Below are 22,773 nucleotides of genomic sequence, written 5' to 3'. Positions count from 1 at the left end.
GGGTATGTCGGCACGCCAGTTTTTTCGCCAAATTTTTCGCGATTTGTACTATGATTTTTATCTGGCATTGGGCGGCTCGCTGGAGGATGAAGCACTCAACTGGACATGGCAAGCCAAGCGCATCGCGGCAACGACGATTAAAGTGGCGATTTTGCTTGGCGTGCTTGGGCTGCTATACTGGCTGACGGTGTATGCCATCAAGCACAACCGCTGGACGGGTAAAAAAAGCCGTTATTTTTCCTCGTGGCGGCTATTTGCGCGGCTGCTGTGGCTGTTCTCCAGTGTGCTTGCGGTGATGAGCCAGCTTAGCGTAGACCCCGATACCATCAAAGCCAGTGTCAAGGCAGGCATTTGGTCGGTACTGTTTTATTTGTTGTGGTATAACCTTGGCTATATCATGCAACAAATGCTCAAAGATTATGGCTTAAACGCCTCTATCAAACAACTGCTACACAACCTGCTGTCGGTACTGATTATCGTACTATGGCTGGCAAGCGTCATGGCGCAGTTTGGTTTTGACATCGTGTCTGTGGTGGCAGGTTTGGGGATTGCAGGGATTGCGGTGGGTTTTGCCGCCCAATCGACGCTGGCAAACTTTATCTCAGGCATTAATATTTTAATTGAGCAGTCATTTCAAGTCGGCGATTGGATTAAAATCAACGACAATGAAGGTAAAGTCGTTGAAATCGCATTGCGCACGACCAAGATTTTGACGCGTGATAATATCACTGTGATCGTGCCAAATTCGTCGGTCGCCTCATCGGTGGTGGTGAATCTAACGTCTAAAAACCTCATACGTTTTGACATTGAAGTGCGGATTGCGCTTGAGCAGGACATCGAAGCGGCGCGTGCGGTGATGATGGCGGTACTCACCCACGAGGACGCTTTAAGCCCACGCCCTGCGCCATTGGTCACGGTTGATCACATCGGCGATTTTGGGGTGTATTTTATCGTGCGGTTTTGGGTTGCGCCGCCGCAAGTGGCGCGCCTGCCCGTGCTCAAAGAGCAGCTACGCGAAAAAATCAAACACGCGTTTGACGATGCTGGCATTGCCACGCCCTACCCACACATGCAGCTGCTAGCCCCCCAGCCCAATCTGCGCCCACGTCAGCTAAAAACCGCCTTACCTGCCAAGTCGGTCATTCAACTGGCGCAGCTTAAAAACTGGCGCAGGGTTGAGTCGTCGCCAAACGCTTTTGGCAGGGTTTTGGACAAATAGTTGTTTGGGCTATTTATAGGTGCTAAAAACCATTGGCAAACACATAAAATCACGGTATATTGCTAAGACAAATTAAAAAAGCTCAACCTATGCCAACACTTAACAAAATTTGGATTTTTAATGAACAGCTTACAACAACTTAAACAAATGACCACCGTGGTTGCCGATACAGGCGATTTGCAAGCGATTGCGCGGCTAAAACCTGTGGATGCCACCACCAATCCAAGCCTCATCACCAAAGCCTTGTCACACGCTGACATGCAACCACAGCTACGCGCCGCGCTTGCCCGCCACCGTGGCGACGTGGATGCGGTCATCAATGATTTGACCGTGGATTTGGGCAAGCAGATTTTGGCATTAATTGATGGGCGCGTCTCCACTGAGGTCGATGCCAGCCTGTCCTATGACACCGACGCGACCGTACAACAAGCGTTGCGGTTTATTGACGCGTATGCCAAGGTCGGCGTGGATACGTCACGGATTTTGATTAAAATTGCTGGCACATGGCAAGGCATCCAAGCTGCGCGTCAGCTTGAGCAGCAAAACATCGCTTGTAACGTGACGCTGATTTTTGGTTTGGCACAAGCACAAGCGTGTGCCGATGCCGGGGTGACGTTGATTTCACCGTTTGTTGGGCGGATTTTGGACTGGCAAAAACGCGCCGAACACGCTGAGCATATCGCCATTGCACAAGATAAAGGCGTGCAATCGGTCAAACGGATTTATCATTATTTCAAACAGCACGGCTACCCCACCCAAATCATGGGCGCAAGCTTTCGCAGTGTTGAGCAAATTTTGGCGTTGGCAGGTTGTGACTTGCTAACGATTTCGCCTGAGCTGCTCGACGCGCTTGCCGATATGGATACGCCCGTCGTACGCCAGTTATCGCCCGACATGACACATGGCCCCATCGCCAAAGCGACGCTTGCCCAGACCGATTTTGACACACAATTAAGCAATGATGCCATTACTCATGAATTGCTGCCTGCAGGGATTGATGGCTTTGTCAAAGCGCGGCAACAGTTGGTTGAGTTGTTAAATAGCTTGGCGTAATGGGGTTGGTGCGGTACTTTATTATTTGCTAAAATTATTTGCTGAACCAAACTGCAAAAGCCGCCTACCCACACGTTGGAAGGCGGCTTTTTTTGGTCAGATTCTAGCCCTTAATACGGCGCATACACCACTTCCACGCCGTCATCGTCGTCATCCAAGTCATCAACTTGCACGCCCTCGCGCTGCGCCTTACGCTGCGCGCGGTAGGCTTGTTTTTGTGCTTCGCTGTTTTGGCGCACCTCGGCTTCTAGGCGTAAGAAGCGCGCGCGTTGGGCGGCGGCATAGTCGGGGTCTTCTTGCTCGCGCTCACGCTCAGCTTCAATGGCATTCATCAAATGCCACACCACCGCGTCCACGCCCTCGCCCGTCAAGGTTGAGGTCATAAACACCTCGCCTTGCCAGTCTAAGCCCTCAACGATACGCGCGCGCACCGCGTCACGTTCTTGTTCGGGGACTTGGTCGATTTTGTTTAAAATCAAAATCTGTGGCAAGTCTGCCAACTCGGGCGAAAACGCGGCCAATTCATGCAAAATCACGCGCGCATTCTCAACAGGATCACTGCCGTCAATCGGTTGCACATCAACCAAATGCAACAACCGCCGCGTGCGCGCCACGTGTTTTAAAAACCGAATACCCAGCCCAGCACCTTGCGACGCACCTGCAATCAATCCGGGGATATCTGCCATGACAAACGAGCGATGCCGCCCGACATCCACCACGCCCAAGTTTGGCACTAACGTGGTAAACGGATAGTTTGCTACTTTAGGACGCGCTGCCGATACTTGTCGAATAAACGTTGATTTGCCTGCATTGGGCAAGCCAATTAAGCCGACATCGGCAACCACTTTTAGCTCAAGTTTTAATTGTTTAAGCTCGCCTGCAAAACCTGACGTGGCACGACGCGGTGCTTGGTTGGTTGAGGATTTAAAATGCGTGTTGCCAAGTCCACCATCACCACCTTTGGCGACCAATAGCGTTTGGCCTTTTGCGGTCAAATCACCGATGACGCTATCGGTCTCCACATCGACCACTGTCGTCCCAATCGGCACGGTCAAATAGATATCATCTGCGCCGCGCCCTGAGCAGTTTTTGCTGCCACCGTTTTCGCCGCGTTTGGCATCAAAACGCCGTGTAAAACGATAATCCACCAGCGTGTTGGTGTTGTCATCGGCGATGACGTACACATCACCGCCCTTGCCGCCATCACCGCCATCAGGGCCGCCTTTGGGCACGTATTTTTCTCGCCGAAAGCTGACAATGCCGTTGCCACCGTCGCCTGCTTTGACTGTTACGATTGCTTCATCAATAAATCGCATTGTCACGTCTTCCTTTTTTAAAACTGATAAAATTCATTATTTTAGCGGATTTTTACAGTTAAAGGGAAAATTTTTCTTTCCCCTTGGTGCGGCTGAAATGCTACAATTGGTCGGTAGGTTACCAAATTTTTTTGATTTTACGCCAATCGCCATCATGCCCACCAATCATCGCATCTTACGCCAACTTGATACCCTTGCCGCCAGTCACGCCGCTGCTGATACGCCTTTGAGCGACAGCCAGCGGGCGCAGCTTGATGCCGAATTGGCACAGGCACAAGCCGATGCCGAGCTACAAGCCGCCATGCAAGACACCACGCTGTCATTGGCGGATTATCTGGCCGCTGTGCAACTGGTGATTCAAGAAACCTTCGCCCATAGCGTGTGGGTCAAGGCGGAGATTCGCAGCCACAGCAGCAAGGGCGGACACCACTATTTTGAGCTGGCGGACAAGGACGCTAACGGCAAAATCACCGCCAGCTGTCGCGGCAATTTATGGCGCGGACAGGCGCAGCGTTTGCTTGGCAAGTTTGAACGCCAAACGGGGCGCAGCCTAGCACAGGGCCTAAACGTGCTGTTTAAGGTATCGGCAAGTTTTCATCCGCAATACGGCTTTGCGGTGACGATTTTGGATATTGACCCGACATATACCTTGGGCGATTTGGCGCAGCAATACCAAGCTATGCTCAGCCGCTTACAAAATGAGGGCTTATTGACGCTCAATGCCAGTTTGCCTATACCGTTTGACATCACGCATGTGTTGGTCATCGCACCTGAGAACGCCGCAGGCTTGGGCGATTTTCGCGCCGATGCCGACCGTCTGATGGCGGCAGGCGCGTGTGAATTTAGCTATGCCCATGCCACGTTTCAGGGTAACCACGCGCCCAGTGAGATTCGCCAAGCCATCATCACGGGGCGTAAGGCACTGCAAGCGCGAGGTATTACACCTGATTTGTTAGTCATCATTCGCGGTGGCGGTGCGGTTGGTGATTTGGCATATTTAAATGATTATGAACTTGCCGCGTTGGTCGCCGAACAGCCGATGCCTGTGTGGGTTGGTATTGGGCATGAGCGTGACCGCGTACTGCTTGATGAGGTGGCACATACGCGATTTGATACCCCATCCAAGGTCATTGCAGGCATTGCCCAACACCTGTACGCCACCACCCAAGCGGCAAAACAGGCATTTGTCCAAATTCAGCACGCCGCCGCACAGCAGCTGCAACTGGCAAAAACTGACTGCCAACACCAGTTAATGACTAGCCAACACGCCGCCCGTCAGCAACTACAGCACAGCCGTCAGCAGCTTGATTTTGCCTTCAACACGCTCAAACAAGCCGCATATCAGCAGCTTGCCCTTGCCAAGCAGCACAGCGAGCAGTTGCGCGAGGTGATTTTGCTCCAACACCCTGCCAACGTGTTGGCAAAAGGTTATGCCATTGTGCGCACAGCAGATGGGCATATCATCACCCATGCCAAACACGTCGCAGCGCATACCAACTTGACGCTACAGCTACAAGACGGGCAACTGGCGGTGAGGGTTGATGACGTTGCTTTAAACCAGCCATAAACCGCCCATTGACAAAACCAGCGTACAGCGCCAATTTTCCACTTAGTTTTTAACCTTTTTAACGATAAACACCATGAGCACACCCACCACACCAACCGATTTTCAAACCGCTTACCATGTACTCAAAACCAACGCCCAACAGCTGCAATCTAGCCAGCAGCCGAACATCGATGAGCTGATGGCGATTGTTGAGCAATCCATCGCCGCCTACAAGGTCTGTCAAACGCGCATTGACGCGGTTGAGCGCGCGCTCAATCAAGCGTTTGATGATGAAGATACCAACGCTTAAATATCTACCTTAACGCCAAGCTCTACCACTTGGTTGCTGGGCAGTTTAAAGTATTCCACCGCGTTGCCTGCGTTGCGCTGCAGGTGGGCAAACAATCTTTTGCGCCAGTGTGCCATCGGAGCAGGCGTGGCTGGTGGGTGGATAGTTGGGTGGGATGACTTGGCGCGCGCCTGATTGGGCGTGTGTTTGGGTGCAGGGTTTTTGACCACAATCTGCGACAAAAAATAGCTCACAGGCTGTTCAGCAAGGTTAAAATTAAACGCTGTCACGTGGCGTAGCGCGGCAGGCACATCGATGTCATTTTTAAAGCCGTAATTGAGCAGCACCTGCCAACAATTATTGCCCAAGTACACCACCTCGCTGCGCTTTGCAAGCCCAATCCACGGCACGTCATGGGTTTTGACACACACAAACACTTGAAAATGGTGCAAGACCTTGTTGTGCTTAAGATTTTGTGTGAGTGCCAACGGGACGATATCGGGCTTTGCCACCAAAAATACCGCCACGCCCTCAACAATATTGATATCAGCAATCGGTTGGTATTTGTGATAGCGCGCGCGTTGTTCTTGTAAATGTTGGTATTGGCGATCCAAATCACGGCTCAATGGACTATCAGCAAACGCAGGCATCAACGCCAGCTTGTTGATGCGTGCATCCAGCTGCTGCACGGCGTTTTGTAAACGCGCTGCCTTAATCCCTCCATAAAGCTGCGCCAAGTATTCGCGCAAATCAGCACTGGTGCGTTGTTGGGCTTGGCTAAGCAACGCACGTCCATCGCGCCAAGTGGTCATAAGCACAAACATGCCTGCACCTAGCAGCAGTGGAAACCAACCGCCTTTAGGCAATTTAAGCAAATTTGATGCCCAAAACAGCCCATCAATACAGACAAAAAACGCCGTCGCTGCGACACACAACGCCAACGGATAACGCCACGCATAGCGAATGACAAAAAACGTCAAAATCGTCGTAATCAGCATATCGGTACACACCGCGATGCCATACGCTGCTGCCAACGCACTTGAGGTTTTAAACAACGCCACCGCCAGTACAATCGCCACAAACAATCCCCAATTCACCGCAGGCACATAAATTTGTCCTGCCGATTTGGCATTGGTATAAACGATCCGCAAGCGCGGCAATAAACCTAACTGCACCACCTGTTTGGTGATACTAAACGCGCCAGAAATCAACGCTTGCGAAGCAATCACTGTGGCAAGCGTTGCCAGCACCACCATGCCCACGCGCAGCGTTTCAGGAATCATCAAAAAAAACGGATTGTCGCGCGCCGTCGGGTTTGCCAACAAAAACGCGCCTTGCCCCAAATAATTGAGCACCAGCGCAGGCAGCACAAGCCCAAACCACGCTAGCCGAATCGGACGCTTGCCAAAATGACCCATATCAGCATACAACGCCTCACCACCCGTCACACACAGCACCACCGCACCGAGCATCAAAAACACCGTCCACGGCTCGTGCGTCATCAGCATAAGCGCATACAGCGGATTGATAGCTGCGATAATTGCAGGATTGTGTGCAATGTGATACACGCCAATGCCTGCAATAGCAGCAAACCACAGCACCATGATCGGCGCAAAAAACCGCCCGATGCCTTGCGTGCCAAAACGTTGAACAAAAAACAGCGCGAACAAAATCACCAACGTCAAAGGCATGACCCATGGCGCAAGATGCGGTGATACCACCGCCAACCCCTCGACCGCCGACAGCACCGAAATAGCAGGCGTAATCACCCCGTCACCATAAAACAAACACGTGCCAAAAATCCCCAACAGCATAATCACACCGTATAGCTTGGTCATGCTTGCCGACTGTGCCTGCTGACGAATCGCACTCATCGCCAGTGCCAACATCGCCACCAGCCCGCCCTCACCGTGATTATCGGCGCGTAGCACCAAAGTGACATATTTTAGACTGACAATAATCATCAACGTCCAAATAAACAGCGAAAAAACGCCATACACATTCGCCGTTGTCCACGCCAAACCGCCATGGGAAAATACTTCTTTGACCGAGTACAGCACACTGGTACCAATATCACCATATACCACGCCAATCGCGCCAAAGGTCAAGGCAAATTGTGATGTATGACCATGGGTATTGGCTGTGGTGGATAAATTGCTAGATGTAGCTAAGGAAGGGGTTTTTGGGTGGGTCATAAAGCTGCCAACGTCCGATGTTTGCGCCATTATACGCCTGTTTATCAAGCTTACGTGACAACTTTATTTTGTAACTATTTTTACCAAAACCTAAATAAAACTTGTGTTTATTCACGCCTTGCGTTATAGATTTTGGTATCAATTGGCTCTGATAAAATCTGCCGCCGCTGTTGCATAACACCACAAAAGCCCCCACCCTATTGCATAAGTTATTCACTTTTGGTAAATTTTGCCGCCGTAAGCCGATGCTTGCCGCGCTTCACTTGCCCATAGGTAACCAAACGATGAATGAAAATGACTTGCGCGTCATCAAAACCCAACAGCACATTGAGCAAGCGTTTTTAAAACTGCTTGCCGAAAAGCCATATCGGGCGATTACTGTGCAGGATATTTTAGAAGATGCGCAAATCAACCGCTCAACGTTTTATCGGCATTATGCCAGCAAAGACGCACTTGCCGAGACGATGGTGGCAGGTTTTCGCACCGTATATGAGCAGTTTTTGGCTGAGCGTTGTACGCTGTCATCACAAGAGAGCCTTGCCAACTGGCTGGCACGGTTTTGGCAATTTATTTATAGTCAAAAATCGCGGATTTTGGCATTGTGGCAAATCAAAACACCGACCGTTCATTTGTATGATGACATGTACGCGCTGATTCGGCGCAACTACATTGTATACGCCGAATACAACGGCAAAGCAGGTGATTTAGACTACCAAGGGCACTGCTATGCGCACATGGTGCTAAGCAGCTTGACTTACACGCTTGAGTGCGATGTTGAGATGAGTGTTGATGACATGCGCCAAAACTTACTCACCATGCTAGACACCGCGCGGATGAAAACCGAGCAGATTATTTGTTAGTGTTTGCCCACCAAATCAATCACCCATACCTCAGACTGTGAGCCTAAGCGAAACGGCACGCCCCACAGCCCATAGCCTGAGCTGACGATGACATCGGTGTCGTTGATGCGCTCATGCCCATATGCCAATCGATAAATCGCTTTGACGATAAAATTGGCAGGAAAAATCTGCCCGTTGTGCGTGTGTCCTGATAGCTGTACGTCAATCGGCAATACCACGTTTTGCGCAATTTGGCTGGGTTCGTGGTCAATTAGTACGATGGGTTGCTGGTTGTTGGGCGGCAGCAGCTCGGCGGTGGGCTTGCGGTATTGGGCATGGTCATCTAGCCGCCCGACCAGCCACAGCCGATTATCCACCAGTGCACGGCTATCGGCGAGCAGATGAATACCCGCCGCCTCAATAGCACGACGAATCTGCGCCTCATGCCCGTACATATCATGGTTACCAAGACTGGCATACACGCCGAGCGGCACGGCATGGACAAGCGCGCTTAGCGTTGGCTGCATATTGTGCGCGTTGTATGCATCGGTGTTGTCATCCATGATATCGCCTGCCATCACCAGCAGCTCAATGCGCTCATGTTTGACAATTTCTTGCAATTTTGTTAAGTGATAGTTGCCAACCAGCCGCCCCAAGTGTAAATCTGACACAAGCCCAAGCCGCAGAGGCTTTGCCAAGGGTTGGTTGGTTTGTAGCGTCAGATGGCGCACCACGGGCACATACGCATTATACACCCCAAGCCCGACCAAACCGCCAAACACTGCCGCCAATAGCCCACGCACGCCCCAAAGCGCATACCAATTTGCCGCGCCTGTATCGATGCTTGCCAAGAGCAGTTTACTAACCAGCCAATGCACCAGCCATGTGGCCAACATCGCCAGCGCAAACAGCCACAGTACGGTTAGCCAACTCATCAGCACCTTAAGCCCCGTACCCGAAAACTTCACCACCACCGCCACCAACAAGACATTGCTCAGCACAAGCAGCGTCCACAACACATAGCGGCTGGTTTTGTCCGTCAGCCACGGCAAAAGCCCCCATTGCACGCCGCGCGCCGCGCCATAGGTCAAGCCCTCCAGCAGTAGCACCGTCACCGCCAAAAATACCCAACGCATTGTTTATCCTTGTATTAACTGGTTGTTATTGCACGCTTTTTAAAAAATCGGTTTTTTAGCCATCGCAGTTGGCAGCTTACGCCCATCAATTTGCCTTGTCAGACGGCCACATCATCAGACACATTTTAACACCCACTTTTGTCAATCATGTCAGCGAGCGCGTCACACCATACAGCCACACAACGTGTCGGATCGTGCCAAAGTCGGATTGTGCCAAAAAAGTGTGGCGAACCTGCCCCACAGCTATGTTAGAATTTAAGATGGTTTGTGCCCTGTTTCAATATCCACCAAAAAAAGGACAACCTTATGCCGCATTTAATCATCGAAACCAGCCAAGACTTACACATCCCTGAGCCTGAACGCTTGATGGCACACATTCACCAAGCCTTGTTTGCTACAGGACAAATCAAGGCGATGAACGATTTAAAATCGCGTTATTACGCCAGCGAACACAGTTTGGTTGGCGATGGCAGCACACCCGAGCATTTTATCATGGTGCAACTGTACTTGCTGGCAGGGCGCGATGCGGCTACGCTAGCGCGCTTGTGCCAAACCGTTGCCGATACCATCGCGCAGTTTTTTGACACGCATTTGCCTAAAGCGCAAGCGCAACAGCCGCTACAAATCTGCGTCAATCCCGTTGAACTGGGCGCGCAGTACACCAAACGCAACGTGCATATTTGATCATCAGCGTTTGGGCAAAACAGGGATTTAAGCCGCACCTAAATCCCTGTTTAAACTTGACTTACCGTCATTTATGGGTAAATTGACTCAATCACCCCACCGCCCAAGCACACCGCATCAGCATACAACACGCATGACTGCCCTGGCGTTACCGCACGCTGCGGCACATCAAACACCACCCGAACGCGGCTTGCATCAGCATTATCAGCGTATACCGTGCAGACTTGGTCGGGCTGACGATACCGCGTTTTTGCCGTGCAGCGCAAACCATCGGTATCAAACACTTGTGACGGCGGTGCAACCACCCAATCCACTTGATACGCGGCAAGTGCCGTGCTTTGTAGTCGCGGATGGTCATGCCCTTGCCCCACAATCAGGCGGTTATTGGCTAAGTCTTTGTCAAGCACAAACCACGCGGCCTCATCACGGTCTTTGACCCCACCAATGCCAATGCCACCGCGTTGCCCCAAGGTGTAGTACATCAAGCCATCGTGTTGCCCGATGCACACGCCATCATCGGTATAAATTTCACCTGGTTTGGCAGGCAGATACTGCTGCAAAAAGTCTTTAAAGCGGCGTTCACCAATGAAGCAAATCCCCGTTGAATCCTTTTTGTGTGCCGTTGCCAGCCCATGTTGCTCGGCAATCGCGCGTACTTGTGGCTTGGGCAATTCACCAACGGGAAACAAAGTTTTTGCCAGCTTGTCTCCGCCGACAGCGTGCAAAAAGTAGCTTTGATCCTTGTTGTCATCAAGGCCGCGCAGCAGATTTGCTTTGCCATTGACATCAGTGAAGCTGCGCCGCGCATAATGCCCCGTGGCGATATAATCCGCGCCAAGCGTCATGGCATAGTCCAAAAACGCGCGAAATTTGATTTCTTTATTGCACAAAATATCGGGGTTTGGTGTGCGCCCTGCGCCGTATTCTGCCAAAAAATGCTCAAATACCCTGTCCCAATACTCAGCGGCAAAGTTCGCTGTGTGCAGTACAATCCCAATACAGTCAGCAACGGCTTGCGCGTCGGCAAGGTCGGTCAGCGCAGTACAATATTCTGTGCCGTCGTCTTCTTCCCAGTTTTTCATGAATAAGCCTTCGACGGCAAAGCCTGCTTGCTTGAGCAGCAACGCACTAACCGACGAATCCACCCCACCTGACATGCCAACAATCACGCGGACAGGTTGGTCGCCAGCAAGACGCGCCGCGTCCGCCAGCCCAAACGCGCTTGATAACGGTTCAGCCATAGCACCCCCAATACTTAAACCCATTATTTTAAAACGCTTATTGGGGACTGGCAAGCCAAAAAACCACCTGCGCTTGCCTATAAAGCCCGTTAAGATAGCCAAACGCGTTGCATGGTGATTTTGTGACTTATTTTAAACATCCAACTTGCTTTAAACATCCAATTTGAACGCGCCGCCCTTTTGCACCGCGCGCTGATAGGCAGGGCGTACGTGGGCTTTTTTCAGCCAGTTATGAATGTGCGTGTATTTGGCAGGCAGATCCCCCGTTTGCGCCATCGCATTGATGACAAATTCTAAATGAATGTCCGCGCCACTAAACTGCGCGCCTGCCAGCCATGGATGCTTGCCCAAATGCTGATTTAAAAATTGTAAGTGCTGTTCAGAGGATTGGTTAAGGTAGGATTGTTGCACGCCTCTGTGTAGCAGTTGTGCCACCTGTTTGATACCGATTGGCGATTTTTTGGCAGCAAAGGCAAACATCAGGCTAATCATACGCAGCGGCATCAGTGAGCTTTCGGTGAAGTGCAGCCAGTAGCGGTATTGTTCATACGCGGCTGTACCATAATCGGGGCGCAGCTGCTTGTCTTTTACCATCGCCAATATGGTAGCCGCCTCAGGCGTGTCATCGCTCACCGCTGGGATATGGCGCTGCGCATTTTTTTGCAACTGGGTGTCATAATGGTCAATGACATGCTCAATGATATGCGCTGACTCAACAAGTGCGGTATCACCATCTTCTAAAATCGGTGACTTGCCCAACGGGTGCACGCGCTGCATAGCCTTGGGTGCTAAGCCGTGTTTGCGCTCATAGGTGGTAAGCTGGTAGTCTAGTCCCAATTCTTCAAGCAGCCAAATAATACGAAACGAGCGTGAATTTTCTAAATGGTGTAAATGTAGGGTGGTCATGGTATTGTCCTTAATTTTTAAATGCCAAAATTTAAGCTATTTAAATGCATATAAAGTCAAATTTAGTTTACTGCTAACACGCATTGTAGCCCAAAGTCTTGCTGCTATCGTTGATAAACTGTGGCAACTTGGTGCAAAAATGGTTATTTTGCGCTATGATGTTGGCTAAGTGTGGCCACATTGCGCCATGCCAAGCCAACCTGTTTTGTAATACCTATGAATCAAACCCAAAAACCTCAAACACAGCATCACCCAACCCCAAATGACGCGCCTGCCACCTACCCTTGTCCGCGCTGTGGCAAACCCACCGTTTGGCAAAGCAACGCCCACAAGCCGTTTTGTGGTGCACGCTGCAAGCTTATCGATTTGGGCGCGTGGGCAAGCGAAGATTATAAAATCGCGGCACAAGACGCACCATTTAGCGATGAATTGACAGGCGATGATAGCCATTGAATCTAGCCGCTAGGCACACCGTTTCACATTCAACCCATTAGGCATTTGTCATGACTACAGCTTCCGCCATTTTACCGACTTATAAACGCCAACCGATTTGCTTTGCCCGTGGTCAAGGCAGCTGGCTATATACCGCCGACGGCACGCCGTATTTGGACGCGCTGACGGGCATTGCGGTGTGCGGACTGGGGCATTGCCATCCGCAGATCAGCGCCGCAATTGCCGAGCAGGCCGCGACCTTGGTACACACCAGCAACTTGTATGGCATCGACTGGCAAGAAACCGCAGGCGCAAAACTGTGCAAGGTGGCAGGCATGGACAAGGTGTTTTTTGCCAACAGTGGCGCAGAGGCCAACGAGGCGGCCCTCAAGATGGCGCGCCGCTATGCCCACACGCGCGGTATGGCACGCCCCAAGGTGATTGTCATGCAGCACGCGTTTCATGGGCGCACGCTCCTAACGGTGTCGGCAACTGCCAACGAGACGGCGCGCGCAGGTTTTTATCCCCTTGATGAGGATTTTATCCGCGTGGCGTTTGGTGATATCGCTGCGATTGAGGCGGCGTTGGCCGCGCATGACGATGTGTGCGCGGTTATGCTTGAGCCCATTCAAGGTGAAAGCGGTGTCAATACCGCGGCAAATGGCTTTGATTATTTGGCACAAGTGCGTGCGGTGTGTGATGCGCATGATGTGTTGATGATTTTGGATGAAGTACAAACGGGTAACGGACGTACAGGGCGATATTTTGCCTATCAGCACAGCGCCATTGCCCCCGATATCTTGACGACGGCTAAAGGCTTGGGCAATGGCTTTCCTGTCGGTGCGTGTATGACGCGTGGGTCTGCCAACGAGATTTTTGGCTATGGCGCGCATGGCTCAACCTATGGCGGCACACCACTGGCCTGTCGGGTGGTGTCTGAGGTGATTGACGTGATTATTGCCGAAGATGTCATGACCACCGCGCAGCGCAACAGTGAGCTACTACAAACCACTTTGCTGGACGCGCTGGCTGATGATGGCATCACGCTGCGTGGTGCAGGTATGATGCTGGGTGTGGTACTGCCCACTGACCGTGATATCGATTTTGCCAATCTTGTCGATAAAGCACGGCAAAACCATCGGCTACTTATCAACGTGGCAGGCGGTCATGCGATTCGGCTATTGCCACCGCTGAATATGACCACCGATGAAACACTGGATGTCGCTAAGCGTTTGATTGCTCTATTAAACAATGAATTAACGGCTTAGTGGTTAGTGGGCCAGTGTGCTTGATTTTTACCATTTTTGCCGCTATTAAGTCCTTAGATAATGCTAAGGATTAATACTGATGAAAATTTCATTTTTGGATTTGGTGCCCGTCATTTCTGCTGACGGCACTTCTGACGCACTGCACAATGCCGCCCGTCTTGCCCAAACTGCCGAAAACGTTGGTCTCAACCGCTATTGGCTTGCTGAGCACCACAACATGCCTGGTATCGCCAGTAGCGCAACCAGCGTGTTGCTTAGCTACTTAGGTAGCCAAACCAAGCGCATTCGTCTGGGTTCAGGCGGTATCATGTTGCCCAACCACGCGCCATTGGTCGTTGCCGAGCAGTTTGGTACGTTGGCGGCATTGTATGGTGAGCGGTTTGACTTAGGACTGGGACGCGCACCCGGTACTGATGGGGCGACGTTTGCCGCCTTGCGCCGTACACTGGGTGATGCCGAACGCTTTCCGCAAGATGTGCAAGAGCTGATGGGCTATTTTACTGCCTCAGACAATGCACGGGTTAAAGCCGTGCCAGCGATGGGGTTTAATGTGCCGATTTGGATTTTGGGTTCATCACTGTTTGGCGCGCAGTTGGCGGCCGCGCTGGGCTTGCCGTATGTATTTGCCTCACACTTTGCGCCGCAGATGCTGATGCAAGCGGTGACCGTATACCGCGAAAACTTCCGCCCATCGGCTCAGCTGGATCAGCCGTATGTAATGGTGGCTGCCAATCTCTTGCTTGCCGATAGTCAGCGCGATGCGGATTATCATTTCACCTCAGTGCAGCAAGGGTTTGTTAATTTGCGCCGTGGCCGTCCGTCATATGTGCCTGCGCCTGTCGAAGACATGGACACGGTGTGGACACCTGCCGAGCATCAAATGGTTGATAGTGCGCTGTCGGTGTCGTTTGTCGGTGATACGGCGCGGGTACGTGAGCGTTTGGCAAGCTTCATTGACCATGTCAAACCCGATGAATTAATCGTCACCGCCAATGTGCATGACATCGACGCCCGTGTGCATAGCTTGGAGTTGGTGCCTGCATTGGCGTTATTCGATTTAAACACCGCTAGCCCTGCTCATACAAGCACTGCCGACGCTGCCTAAGCTTGCTTGGTACATCAAGCAAAGCCAAATTCTACCAACAGAATTTGGCTTTTTTATTGATGGGTTTGGTAAAAATTTATTACGACATAACATGACGGATTGTTAAAACTTCAAATAAAATCAGTATCTCAAGCCTATCACCCATCTTTGGCAATCATAAATCCAAAATTTTTACAAGCTAGTATTTTAAAAAATATTGGGTTATATTGTGCTCACATTTTTAGCCAGCCACTAGATATAGTTATTTTAATCATCAGCTTGTATTAAATAAAGTTAAACCAATGCTTACGTTTATCCAAACGTGAGATAGGCTACCTTTGCCTAAACTTTAATGCCAGCAGCAAAATAACGTGGCAATCATTTGGTTAAGTCGGCTAATTTGGCATCCACCCAACCAACGAGATCACGCTATGACCCCTACCAAAGACATCATGGTTCAAAAACGCGACGGGCGGCTTGAGCCGATTAATCTAGACAAAATCCACCGCGTCATCGAGTGGGCGGCGACGGGACTGGATAATGTTTCGGTGTCTCAGGTCGAGCTGAGCGCGCATATCCAGTTTTATGACAATATCACGACCAAAAGCATTCATGAAACCATCATCAAGTCTGCCGCGGATTTGATTTCTGTGGCAACGCCTGATTATCAGTACCTTGCCGCGCGTTTGGCGATTTTTCATTTGCGCAAAATCGCGTTTGGGCAGTTTGAGCCGCCGCATTTACTAGCCCATGTGCAAAAACTCACCGCCGCAGGCAAGTATGACGTGCACCTGTTGGCAGATTATGATGAGGCTGAATTTGACGCGCTCAATGCTTATCTTGACCATGACCGCGATTTGAATTTTGCCTATGCCGCCGTCAAGCAAATGGAAGGCAAGTATTTGGTGCAAGACCGTGTGACCAAGCAGGTGTTTGAAAGTCCACAGTTTTTGTACATGCTCATCGGTATGTGTTTGTTTGCCAATTATGACAAATTGTATGACAAGGCAACGCGCTTGGATTATGTTAAACGCTTTTATGACGCGGTATCGCAGTTTAAGATTTCATTGCCAACGCCGATTATGTCGGGTGTGCGCACGCCATCACGCCAGTTTAGTTCATGTGTGTTAATTGAGTGTGATGACAGCTTAGATAGCATTAACGCTACCACCAGCGCGATTGTGCGCTATGTGTCGCAACGCGCAGGTATTGGCATCAACGCAGGGCGTATCCGCGCGCTTGGTAGCCCGATCCGTGGCGGTGAGGCGCAGCACACAGGCTGCATTCCGTTTTATAAGCTGTTTCAAACGGCGGTCAAATGCTGCTCACAAGGGGGTGTGCGTGGTGGCGCGGCGACGTTGTTTTATCCAATTTGGCATTTGGAAGTCGAAAGTCTGTTGGTTTTGAAAAACAACCGCGGTGTAGAAGACAACCGCGTGCGCCACATGGACTATGGTGTGCAGATTAACAAAACCATGTACCAGCGTTTGATCAAAAACCAAGCGATTACCTTGTTCTCACCGTCAGACGTACCAGGATTGTATGACGCATTTTTTGCCGACCAAGCCGAATTTGAGCGTCTATACGCGCAATACGAAGCCGACCCAAGCATTCGCAAGCAGTCGATTGCCGCGCAAGAACTGTTTAGCCTAATGATGCAAGAGCGAGCCAGCACAGGGCGGATTTATGTGCAAAACGTCGATCATTGCAACACCCATAGCCCGTTTGACCCTGCCAAAGCGCCCATTCGCCAATCCAACTTATGCATGGAAATCGCCTTACCGACCAAGCCCTTAGACAACATCAATGATGAACACGGCGAAATCGCGCTGTGCACCTTGTCGGGCATTAACTTGGGCAAAATTGAGCAGCTTGAGGACTTACAAGAACCTGCTGAATTGATTGTCCGTGCGCTCGATGCGCTGCTTGATTATCAAGACTACCCCGTGGCAGCTGCCAAAAATGGCTCAATGCAGCGGCGCACGCTGGGTGTGGGGGTGATTAATTACGCGTATTATTTGGCAAAAAATCACACCAAATACTCGGATTCTGCCGCCCTGTCCTTGACCCATCGCACATTTGAGGCTATGCAGTATTATCTGCTCAAAGCGTCTAACCAGCTTGCCAAAGAACAAGGCGCGTGCCCTGCGTTTGGTGACACCACCTATGCGCGCGGTGTGCTGCCGATTGATACCTACAAAGCAGACGTGGACGGCATTTGCCAAGAGCCTTTACACTGCGACTGGGAAGGCTTACGTGCCGATATCTTGGCGCATGGGCTGCGTAACAGCACGCTAAGCGCGTTGATGCCGTCAGAAACATCCAGCCAAATTGCCAACGCTACCAATGGTATCGAGCCGCCGCGCGGTTTGGTGTCGGTCAAAGCCTCAAAAGACGGGATTTTAAAACAAGTCGTGCCTGAAATTGACACACTCAAAGACCAGTATGAGCTACTGTGGCAAATGCCCAACAACAACGGCTATTTGCAACTGGTTGCCATTATGCAAAAATTCATCGACCAAAGCATCTCTGCCAACACCAACTACGACCCAAGCAAATTCACCGATGGGCGTGTGCCGATGAAAGTCATGATTCAAGACCTGTTAATGGCATACAAACTGGGGCTAAAAACCTTGTACTACCACAACACCCGTGACGGTGCTAATGATGCGCAAGACGACTTGGCAAAAAAAGACCGCGCGCACCCCAACGCCATGCAAGAAGTCGTCATCCAAGACGATGAAAGCGGCTGTGCAGGCGGTGCGTGTACGCTGTGATATTAGACGTTAAGCACATACACGGTTGGAAAATGGTAATCGGCTTAGGCACGCTGCTAGCCATGCTAACAGGTGCCAGCGGTTGCCAAACCTATCCACAGCCTTATGACAGCCCAATCCCAATTCGCCTGCCCAAGTAGCGTCTATCGATTTTTATGCGCCAATGTTGCGGATTTGGCTTTACTTAGGCTATTTTTGAATGGTAAAAAAATGCCCCTGTTGGATAACAGAGGCATTTTTTATGGCTACCAAAATTTAAACTATTACTAGGCGTTATCTGCTGCCGCGTCATCGGTGACGACCAAATCAATGCCACTGTCATCGGCATTCATGCGTACGGATACCGTGCCGCCTTCGGTCAAATCGCCAAACAAAATCATCTCCGCCAACGGTTTTTTGATTTCATCTTGAATCAAGCGACCCATTGGACGCGCGCCCATCAAGCGGTCATAGCCTTTGTCCGCCAAGTAGTTACGCACGCCGTCGTCGATTTCTAGCACAACTTTTTTGTCATCAAGCTGCGCTTGTAGCTCTACCAAGAATTTATCCACCACCGACACAATCACGTCTTTGGACAATGGGTTAAAGTGTATCACCGCATCCAGACGGTTACGAAACTCGGGCGTAAACGTGCGCTTAATCGCCTCGCTGTTATCGCGGCTGTGGTCTTGTTGGGTAAAGCCCATCGTGTTGCGGCTGATGCTCTCTGCGCCAACATTCGTGGTCATGATAACAATGACCTGCTTAAAGCTGGCTGTGCGCCCGTTGTTGTCGGTCAAAGCACCGTGGTCCATGACTTGCAACAATAGGTTAAACACATCGGGATGCGCTTTTTCAATTTCATCCAGCAGCAGCACACAATGCGGAAATTGGTTGATTTTTTCGGTCAATAATCCGCCTTGGTCAAAACCCACATAGCCCGGTGGCGCACCAATCAAGCGCGATGCGGTATGCGCTTCCATGTACTCGGACATATCAAAACGTACCAGTTCAATGCCGAGCAAATTCGCCAACTGGCGGCTAACCTCGGTTTTACCCACCCCAGTCGGCCCTGCAAACAAGAACGAACCAATCGGCTTGTCATCGGGCTTGAGCCCTGCACGTGACAGCTTGATCGCATCTGCCAAGGTTTTGATGGCTTGGTCTTGTCCAAATACCAAGTGCTTGAGGTTGCGCTCTAAGTCTTTAAGCACGGTTTTATCATCGCTTGACACCGATTTTGGCGGAATACGCGCGATTTTTGCCACGATATGCTCAATTTGCGCCACGTCAATGCACGGGGTTTCGGCCTCGGCTTGGGTGTCGGCGTTGCCTGCGTCATCTAATTTTGCCAATGGCTGCTGTAAGCGCACAAACGCGCCTGCCTCGTCAATCACGTCAATGGCTTTGTCGGGCAAAAAGCGTTCATGAATGTGTTTGACCGCCAAATTGACCGCACTTTGCAAAGCTTCATCGGTATAACGCACGTGGTGAAAATCTTCATAACGCGCTTTTAAACCGCGCAAAATATCGATGGTTTCATCAATCGTTGGTTCATTGACATCAATTTTTTGAAAACGACGGCTCAAGGCGTGGTCTTTTTCAAACACTTGGCGATATTCGGCAAATGTGGTTGAGCCTATACAGCGCAGCTCACCGTTTGCCAATGCAGGTTTGATCAAGTTTGATACATCCATGCTGCTACTCATCGATGAACCTGCACCGATAATCATGTGGATTTCATCAATAAACAAGATCGCATTGGGCTTGGTTTTAAGCGCGTCTAGCAAGGCTTTCATGCGTTTTTCAAAGTCGCCACGGTATTTGGTGCCTGCAATCAATGCACCGATGTCAAGGCTATATACAACCGAATCAAACAGCGGCTTGGGCGCTTGTTTATTGACAATCAGCCACGCCAAGCCTTCGGCAATCGAGGTTTTACCCACGCCCGGATCACCGACCAACAGCGGATTGTTTTTGCGCCGACGGCAAAGAATCTGTGCCGCGCGTTCAATCTCTTGTTTGCGCCCAATCAATGGGTCGGTGTTGCCCTTGGCGGCCTTTTGGTTGAGGTTGGTCGCGTATTCGGTCAGCGGGTCTTTTGCGGCGCGTTCAGCGGTGGGCTCACCTGTGCTTTCGGTGGCTTTTTCTTTGTCTTTGTTGCCGTGTGATAGGTATTGGGTCAGCTCAAGACGGGTAATGCCTTGTTTTTTCAGCAAATATACCGCATAGGTATCATGCTCAGAGAACATCGACACCAACAAATCCGCGCCTTCAACCGAACGATTGCCCGAAGCAGATTGAACATGAAAAATCGCACGCTGCAAGATACGGTCAAAGCTGCGCGTTGGCTGTGGTGCGACATCGTCTTTATCATTGACTAAAGGGGTGTGCTCATCGATATAGGCGTTGAGCTCACTGGCAAGCTGCTCAAGGTTTGCGGCACAGGCGACCAACGCTTCTACCGCGCTATCATTGTCTAACAGCGCCAACAGCAAGTGCTCAACGGTCAAGTACTCATGCGCACGCTGTTTTGCCAACGTCACCGCCGCGCGTAGCGTGGATTGTAGTTCTAAACTTAGCATAAATCATCCTTATTATGGCGGACTTGGCAGGCGTTGGCACGTCAAAACCGCGCCAAAAGCTTGCCAAGTGATTGTCAGTTAATAAGGCTGAGTGGGCAGAAAATCAAGGGCGAATGGGTGGGAAAATCATCTGTCAATACAAACAATTGCAGGCATATGATGGCAATTATCAACCCCATTTAGGCATCGGGTTGGGGCTCGATTTGGGTCAAAAGTGGAAAACCTGCTTGGCGCGCCTCACGATTGACGGCTTGCGCTTTGGTTTCGGCGATGTCTTTGGGATACACGCCTGCGATGCCCTTGCCCTCGTGGTGAATGGCCAACATAATGCTGACGGCTTGGTCAAGACTGTGTTTGAAATGGTCTTGCAGTACGCCCACCACAAACTCCATCGGTGTGTAGTCATCGTTGTACATGATAACGGCATAACGCTGTGGGCGCTTGAGCTCAGGGTCTGCTAACAAGACATCATCCAGCGGTTCGCCTTCAGGCGTGGTGTCGTGGTCAATGGCTTGGATGGTTGTGTAAGCAGGTTTTGTGGGATAGTGCCAATCGGCTGCGGCGTGGGCAGGCACAAAAGCACAAGTTGGTAAAATCGGTAAGGTAGTTGGCATAATTTTGGCAGATGACTGACGACAAGATGACGTTATTGTAAGCTTAAATCCCGAAAATTCAAGCACATTTGCTGACTTATCTGCGACCGACTAGCGCGCTGCTGCATTTTGGCATGTTGTTATTGGAATGCCTTTAAGGTTTGGCAGTGCTTGCGGCGCTCACACCACTGGCAGCTTGGCTGCTGTCACGTATCGGGCGATCATCGGTGTTTGGTGTTTCTGCCAGAGAGTACGGCAAATTGTCGATGCGCTCGCCCTCTTGCCAGTCATACACCTGCTCGATAGTCTCCCCACCGGCCGCCAATCCGATTTTGATTTGCTTGGGTGTAAAATCTTTGGGCATAATAAAGCGTCCGCGCACACGCGCCACGCCATTGATGTCATAACTGGCAGGCTCAATGGGCACTTCAACCATATTAACATCATCAAGCAGCGTAAGCTTGGGCGTAAGTTTTTTGGGCCGTCCTGATCGATCCACCATGCCGACATCAAAACGATACTCAAAGGCATTTTCGGGCAAAGGCGCGATTTGAATACCTATCAGCTGCAGCCCCGTGCCGCCGCGTTTGGCCAGCTCTTTGGTCAAAAACTCGTCTTGTTGCTGAATTTGCAAATTGGTCAAGCGCAAGTTTTCCAAATCCTCACGCAAGCCATCAAGGTTACTCAAGCTAATATCGCGCTCTTGTTGGGCATTGGCAACCGACGTTTGTAATGCTTGAATCTTACGGTTTAGGGCTTTGACGTTGCTGGCAGTCAGCTCCTCGCCTGCCACGCCTGCACGCGCTTGCAAGGCAGATTTGCCCAGTGCGCGCTGATAGCCGATGCGCTGGCCAAACAACAATGCCAGCAGCGCGACCAACAGCAAGCTGACCGCAAACGCAATCAGCAGCCCCGAAAGCTCGCTTTTTGGCTGCAGCAGGGTACGCCGCGTGGTTTTGGTGGTTGGCACAGGTTGTTGTGAGGGTTCAGGCAACGCCATAGAGATTCTCAAAACCAGTCATTGCGCCTGCGTGATGCTGAGCTTCGTTGGCTTAGGCAGCTAGGTTCAGTCAATCTGCAGTCAAACAATGAATTATAATTGCATGTGTCGGTTGGATTAATCGGCTATTTGCCCCGTTTGACCCAATCAGCGTGGGCAAAGTATATCACGCATGGGCGGTAACGTGACCCATTTTGACGTTTGTCCCTGCCTAAACGCAGAGGATGGCCGCTACCAGACGGCCAGACCTGCCGCAAACCTTAGACCGTGGCAACCGCCCGTACGACACACCGACCAACCAAGGTTGTTAGGCTCAGTTGGTGCGGCCGTCCTGTTTGTTGAACATGTGTTTATCGAACATCAGCCACAAACCAACCTCAGTGGGTATTTGGGATGTCTTACCCGTTAAGTGATTGCCTGCGTGTTGTGTACGCGCAAATTAGGCTTAACCCAACGCAATTTTTGTAAGACATTAAATACAGCGCAATGAGTATAACAGCACAATTGACTTCCTCCCCTCCCTATCGTTCGGGGATTCCTTCTGCAAGACGGTGAAGCCCCACCGCAAACCTAAGACAATGGCAACCGCCCGTACGACACACCGTACATCTTAGGTTCTTATTTTAAGCTA

At 50.8% G+C, this 22,773-nt stretch carries 18 protein-coding genes; 10 read left to right on the top strand and 8 right to left on the bottom strand.

From position 1 onward, the window contains the following. Positions 1 to 4: 4 nt before the first annotated feature. Positions 5 to 1,219 (top strand): mechanosensitive ion channel family protein, encoded by a 1,215-nt coding sequence (locus AC5L4R_RS01770; protein ID WP_494472087.1) that lies wholly within the window; start codon positions 5 to 7, stop codon positions 1,217 to 1,219. 120 nt (positions 1,220 to 1,339) lie between these two features. Then, positions 1,340 to 2,272, top strand: a complete 933-nt coding sequence (locus AC5L4R_RS01765) for a transaldolase (RefSeq protein WP_494472086.1) — start codon at positions 1,340 to 1,342, stop codon at positions 2,270 to 2,272. A gap of 110 nt (positions 2,273 to 2,382) precedes the next feature. Here AC5L4R_RS01765 and obgE read toward each other — a convergent pair whose 3' ends face one another. Next, positions 2,383 to 3,588: a GTPase ObgE gene (gene obgE / locus AC5L4R_RS01760; protein ID WP_494472202.1), complete on the bottom strand. Its 1,206-nt coding sequence runs from the start codon at positions 3,586 to 3,588 to the stop codon at positions 2,383 to 2,385. 97 nt (positions 3,589 to 3,685) lie between these two features. On the opposite strand from obgE, the gene xseA reads away from it, so the two are divergent. Together xseA and xseB are read left to right on the top strand one after the other, a co-directional pair. Next, positions 3,686 to 5,155, top strand: coding sequence for an exodeoxyribonuclease VII large subunit (xseA, locus tag AC5L4R_RS01755; RefSeq protein ID WP_494472085.1), 1,470 nt, complete (start codon positions 3,686 to 3,688; stop codon positions 5,153 to 5,155). A 73-nt stretch (positions 5,156 to 5,228) separates the two neighbouring features. Beyond that, positions 5,229 to 5,444 carry an exodeoxyribonuclease VII small subunit gene (gene xseB, locus AC5L4R_RS01750; RefSeq protein ID WP_494472084.1) on the top strand — a complete coding sequence of 72 codons (216 nt, stop codon included), beginning with the start codon at positions 5,229 to 5,231 and terminating at the stop codon, positions 5,442 to 5,444. On the opposite strand, the gene AC5L4R_RS01745 is transcribed toward xseB, so the two are convergent. Next, a complete protein-coding gene (locus tag AC5L4R_RS01745; RefSeq protein ID WP_494478024.1) occupies positions 5,441 to 7,648 on the bottom strand; it encodes a potassium transporter Kup in 2,208 nt (735 codons plus the stop codon). The genes xseB and AC5L4R_RS01745 overlap by 4 nt on opposite strands. Before the next feature lie 254 nt (positions 7,649 to 7,902). Between AC5L4R_RS01745 and AC5L4R_RS01740 the strand changes: the two genes are divergently transcribed. Next, on the top strand, positions 7,903 to 8,478 hold the full coding sequence (locus AC5L4R_RS01740) for a TetR/AcrR family transcriptional regulator (protein ID WP_494472082.1): 576 nt from the start codon (positions 7,903 to 7,905) through the stop codon (positions 8,476 to 8,478). Here the strand turns inward: AC5L4R_RS01740 and AC5L4R_RS01735 are convergent. Further along, complete coding sequence (locus AC5L4R_RS01735; RefSeq protein WP_494472081.1) at positions 8,475 to 9,593, bottom strand: metallophosphoesterase; 1,119 nt, start codon at positions 9,591 to 9,593, stop codon at positions 8,475 to 8,477. The genes AC5L4R_RS01740 and AC5L4R_RS01735 overlap by 4 nt on opposite strands. A gap of 306 nt (positions 9,594 to 9,899) precedes the next feature. Here AC5L4R_RS01735 and AC5L4R_RS01730 point away from each other — a divergent pair, with 306 nt between their 5' ends. Next, a complete protein-coding gene (locus AC5L4R_RS01730) occupies positions 9,900 to 10,277 on the top strand; it encodes a 5-carboxymethyl-2-hydroxymuconate Delta-isomerase (protein ID WP_494472080.1) in 378 nt (125 codons plus the stop codon). Between the two features lie 71 nt (positions 10,278 to 10,348). Here the strand turns inward: AC5L4R_RS01730 and mnmA are convergent, their stop codons facing one another. Together mnmA and AC5L4R_RS01720 are read right to left on the bottom strand one after the other, a co-directional pair. Beyond that, entirely contained in the window at positions 10,349 to 11,518 is a 1,170-nt protein-coding gene (gene mnmA, locus AC5L4R_RS01725; protein ID WP_494472079.1) for a tRNA 2-thiouridine(34) synthase MnmA, read from the bottom strand. A 150-nt stretch (positions 11,519 to 11,668) separates the two neighbouring features. Next, positions 11,669 to 12,424 carry a glutathione S-transferase family protein gene (locus AC5L4R_RS01720; RefSeq protein WP_494472078.1) on the bottom strand — a complete coding sequence of 252 codons (756 nt, stop codon included), beginning with the start codon at positions 12,422 to 12,424 and terminating at the stop codon, positions 11,669 to 11,671. A 216-nt stretch (positions 12,425 to 12,640) separates the two neighbouring features. On the opposite strand from AC5L4R_RS01720, the gene AC5L4R_RS01715 reads away from it, so the two are divergent. The 4 genes from AC5L4R_RS01715 (at position 12,641) to nrdA (ending at position 17,985) form a co-directional block, all read left to right on the top strand. After that, a complete protein-coding gene (locus AC5L4R_RS01715) occupies positions 12,641 to 12,877 on the top strand; it encodes a DNA gyrase inhibitor YacG (RefSeq protein WP_494472077.1) in 237 nt (78 codons plus the stop codon). 50 nt (positions 12,878 to 12,927) lie between these two features. Continuing rightward, entirely contained in the window at positions 12,928 to 14,124 is a 1,197-nt protein-coding gene (locus AC5L4R_RS01710; protein WP_494472076.1) for an aspartate aminotransferase family protein, read from the top strand. A gap of 79 nt (positions 14,125 to 14,203) precedes the next feature. Further along, entirely contained in the window at positions 14,204 to 15,229 is a 1,026-nt protein-coding gene (locus tag AC5L4R_RS01705; protein ID WP_494472075.1) for an LLM class flavin-dependent oxidoreductase, read from the top strand. A gap of 410 nt (positions 15,230 to 15,639) precedes the next feature. After that, positions 15,640 to 17,985, top strand: coding sequence for a class 1a ribonucleoside-diphosphate reductase subunit alpha (nrdA, locus tag AC5L4R_RS01700; RefSeq protein WP_494472074.1), 2,346 nt, complete (start codon positions 15,640 to 15,642; stop codon positions 17,983 to 17,985). Between the two features lie 266 nt (positions 17,986 to 18,251). Here nrdA and clpA read toward each other — a convergent pair whose 3' ends face one another. From clpA to AC5L4R_RS01685, 3 genes are all read right to left on the bottom strand, one after another. After that, positions 18,252 to 20,549: an ATP-dependent Clp protease ATP-binding subunit ClpA gene (gene clpA, locus AC5L4R_RS01695; protein ID WP_494472073.1), complete on the bottom strand. Its 2,298-nt coding sequence runs from the start codon at positions 20,547 to 20,549 to the stop codon at positions 18,252 to 18,254. 179 nt (positions 20,550 to 20,728) lie between these two features. Next, the gene (locus AC5L4R_RS01690; protein ID WP_494472072.1) at positions 20,729 to 21,163 is read right to left on the bottom strand and encodes an ATP-dependent Clp protease adaptor ClpS; all 435 of its coding nucleotides are present in this window, start codon (positions 21,161 to 21,163) and stop codon (positions 20,729 to 20,731) included. A gap of 133 nt (positions 21,164 to 21,296) precedes the next feature. Beyond that, the gene (locus AC5L4R_RS01685; protein WP_494472071.1) at positions 21,297 to 22,154 is read right to left on the bottom strand and encodes a hypothetical protein; all 858 of its coding nucleotides are present in this window, start codon (positions 22,152 to 22,154) and stop codon (positions 21,297 to 21,299) included. Positions 22,155 to 22,773: the final 619 nt, after the last annotated feature.

This window comes from Faucicola sp. SE7633, from assembly GCF_059264685.1.
This window is presented reverse-complemented; position numbering and strand designations above follow the sequence as displayed.

What these genes read in the sequence shown, in the direction of transcription:
- AC5L4R_RS01690 (WP_494472072.1), bottom strand. Translation starts at nt 21,163, where the DNA reads ATGCCAACTACCTTACCGATTTTACCAACTTGTGCTTTTGTGCCTGCC.
- mnmA (WP_494472079.1), bottom strand. Translation starts at nt 11,518, where the DNA reads ATGGCTGAACCGTTATCAAGCGCGTTTGGGCTGGCGGACGCGGCGCGT.
- AC5L4R_RS01745 (WP_494478024.1), bottom strand. Translation starts at nt 7,648, where the DNA reads ATGGCGCAAACATCGGACGTTGGCAGCTTTATGACCCACCCAAAAACC.
- clpA (WP_494472073.1), bottom strand. Translation starts at nt 20,549, where the DNA reads ATGCTAAGTTTAGAACTACAATCCACGCTACGCGCGGCGGTGACGTTG.
- AC5L4R_RS01730 (WP_494472080.1), top strand. Translation starts at nt 9,900, where the DNA reads ATGCCGCATTTAATCATCGAAACCAGCCAAGACTTACACATCCCTGAG.
- AC5L4R_RS01765 (WP_494472086.1), top strand. Translation starts at nt 1,340, where the DNA reads ATGAACAGCTTACAACAACTTAAACAAATGACCACCGTGGTTGCCGAT.
- nrdA (WP_494472074.1), top strand. Translation starts at nt 15,640, where the DNA reads ATGACCCCTACCAAAGACATCATGGTTCAAAAACGCGACGGGCGGCTT.
- AC5L4R_RS01735 (WP_494472081.1), bottom strand. Translation starts at nt 9,593, where the DNA reads ATGCGTTGGGTATTTTTGGCGGTGACGGTGCTACTGCTGGAGGGCTTG.
- obgE (WP_494472202.1), bottom strand. Translation starts at nt 3,588, where the DNA reads ATGCGATTTATTGATGAAGCAATCGTAACAGTCAAAGCAGGCGACGGT.
- AC5L4R_RS01720 (WP_494472078.1), bottom strand. Translation starts at nt 12,424, where the DNA reads ATGACCACCCTACATTTACACCATTTAGAAAATTCACGCTCGTTTCGT.
- AC5L4R_RS01705 (WP_494472075.1), top strand. Translation starts at nt 14,204, where the DNA reads ATGAAAATTTCATTTTTGGATTTGGTGCCCGTCATTTCTGCTGACGGC.
- xseB (WP_494472084.1), top strand. Translation starts at nt 5,229, where the DNA reads ATGAGCACACCCACCACACCAACCGATTTTCAAACCGCTTACCATGTA.
- AC5L4R_RS01770 (WP_494472087.1), top strand. Translation starts at nt 5, where the DNA reads ATGTCGGCACGCCAGTTTTTTCGCCAAATTTTTCGCGATTTGTACTAT.
- AC5L4R_RS01740 (WP_494472082.1), top strand. Translation starts at nt 7,903, where the DNA reads ATGAATGAAAATGACTTGCGCGTCATCAAAACCCAACAGCACATTGAG.
- AC5L4R_RS01715 (WP_494472077.1), top strand. Translation starts at nt 12,641, where the DNA reads ATGAATCAAACCCAAAAACCTCAAACACAGCATCACCCAACCCCAAAT.
- AC5L4R_RS01710 (WP_494472076.1), top strand. Translation starts at nt 12,928, where the DNA reads ATGACTACAGCTTCCGCCATTTTACCGACTTATAAACGCCAACCGATT.
- xseA (WP_494472085.1), top strand. Translation starts at nt 3,686, where the DNA reads ATGCTACAATTGGTCGGTAGGTTACCAAATTTTTTTGATTTTACGCCA.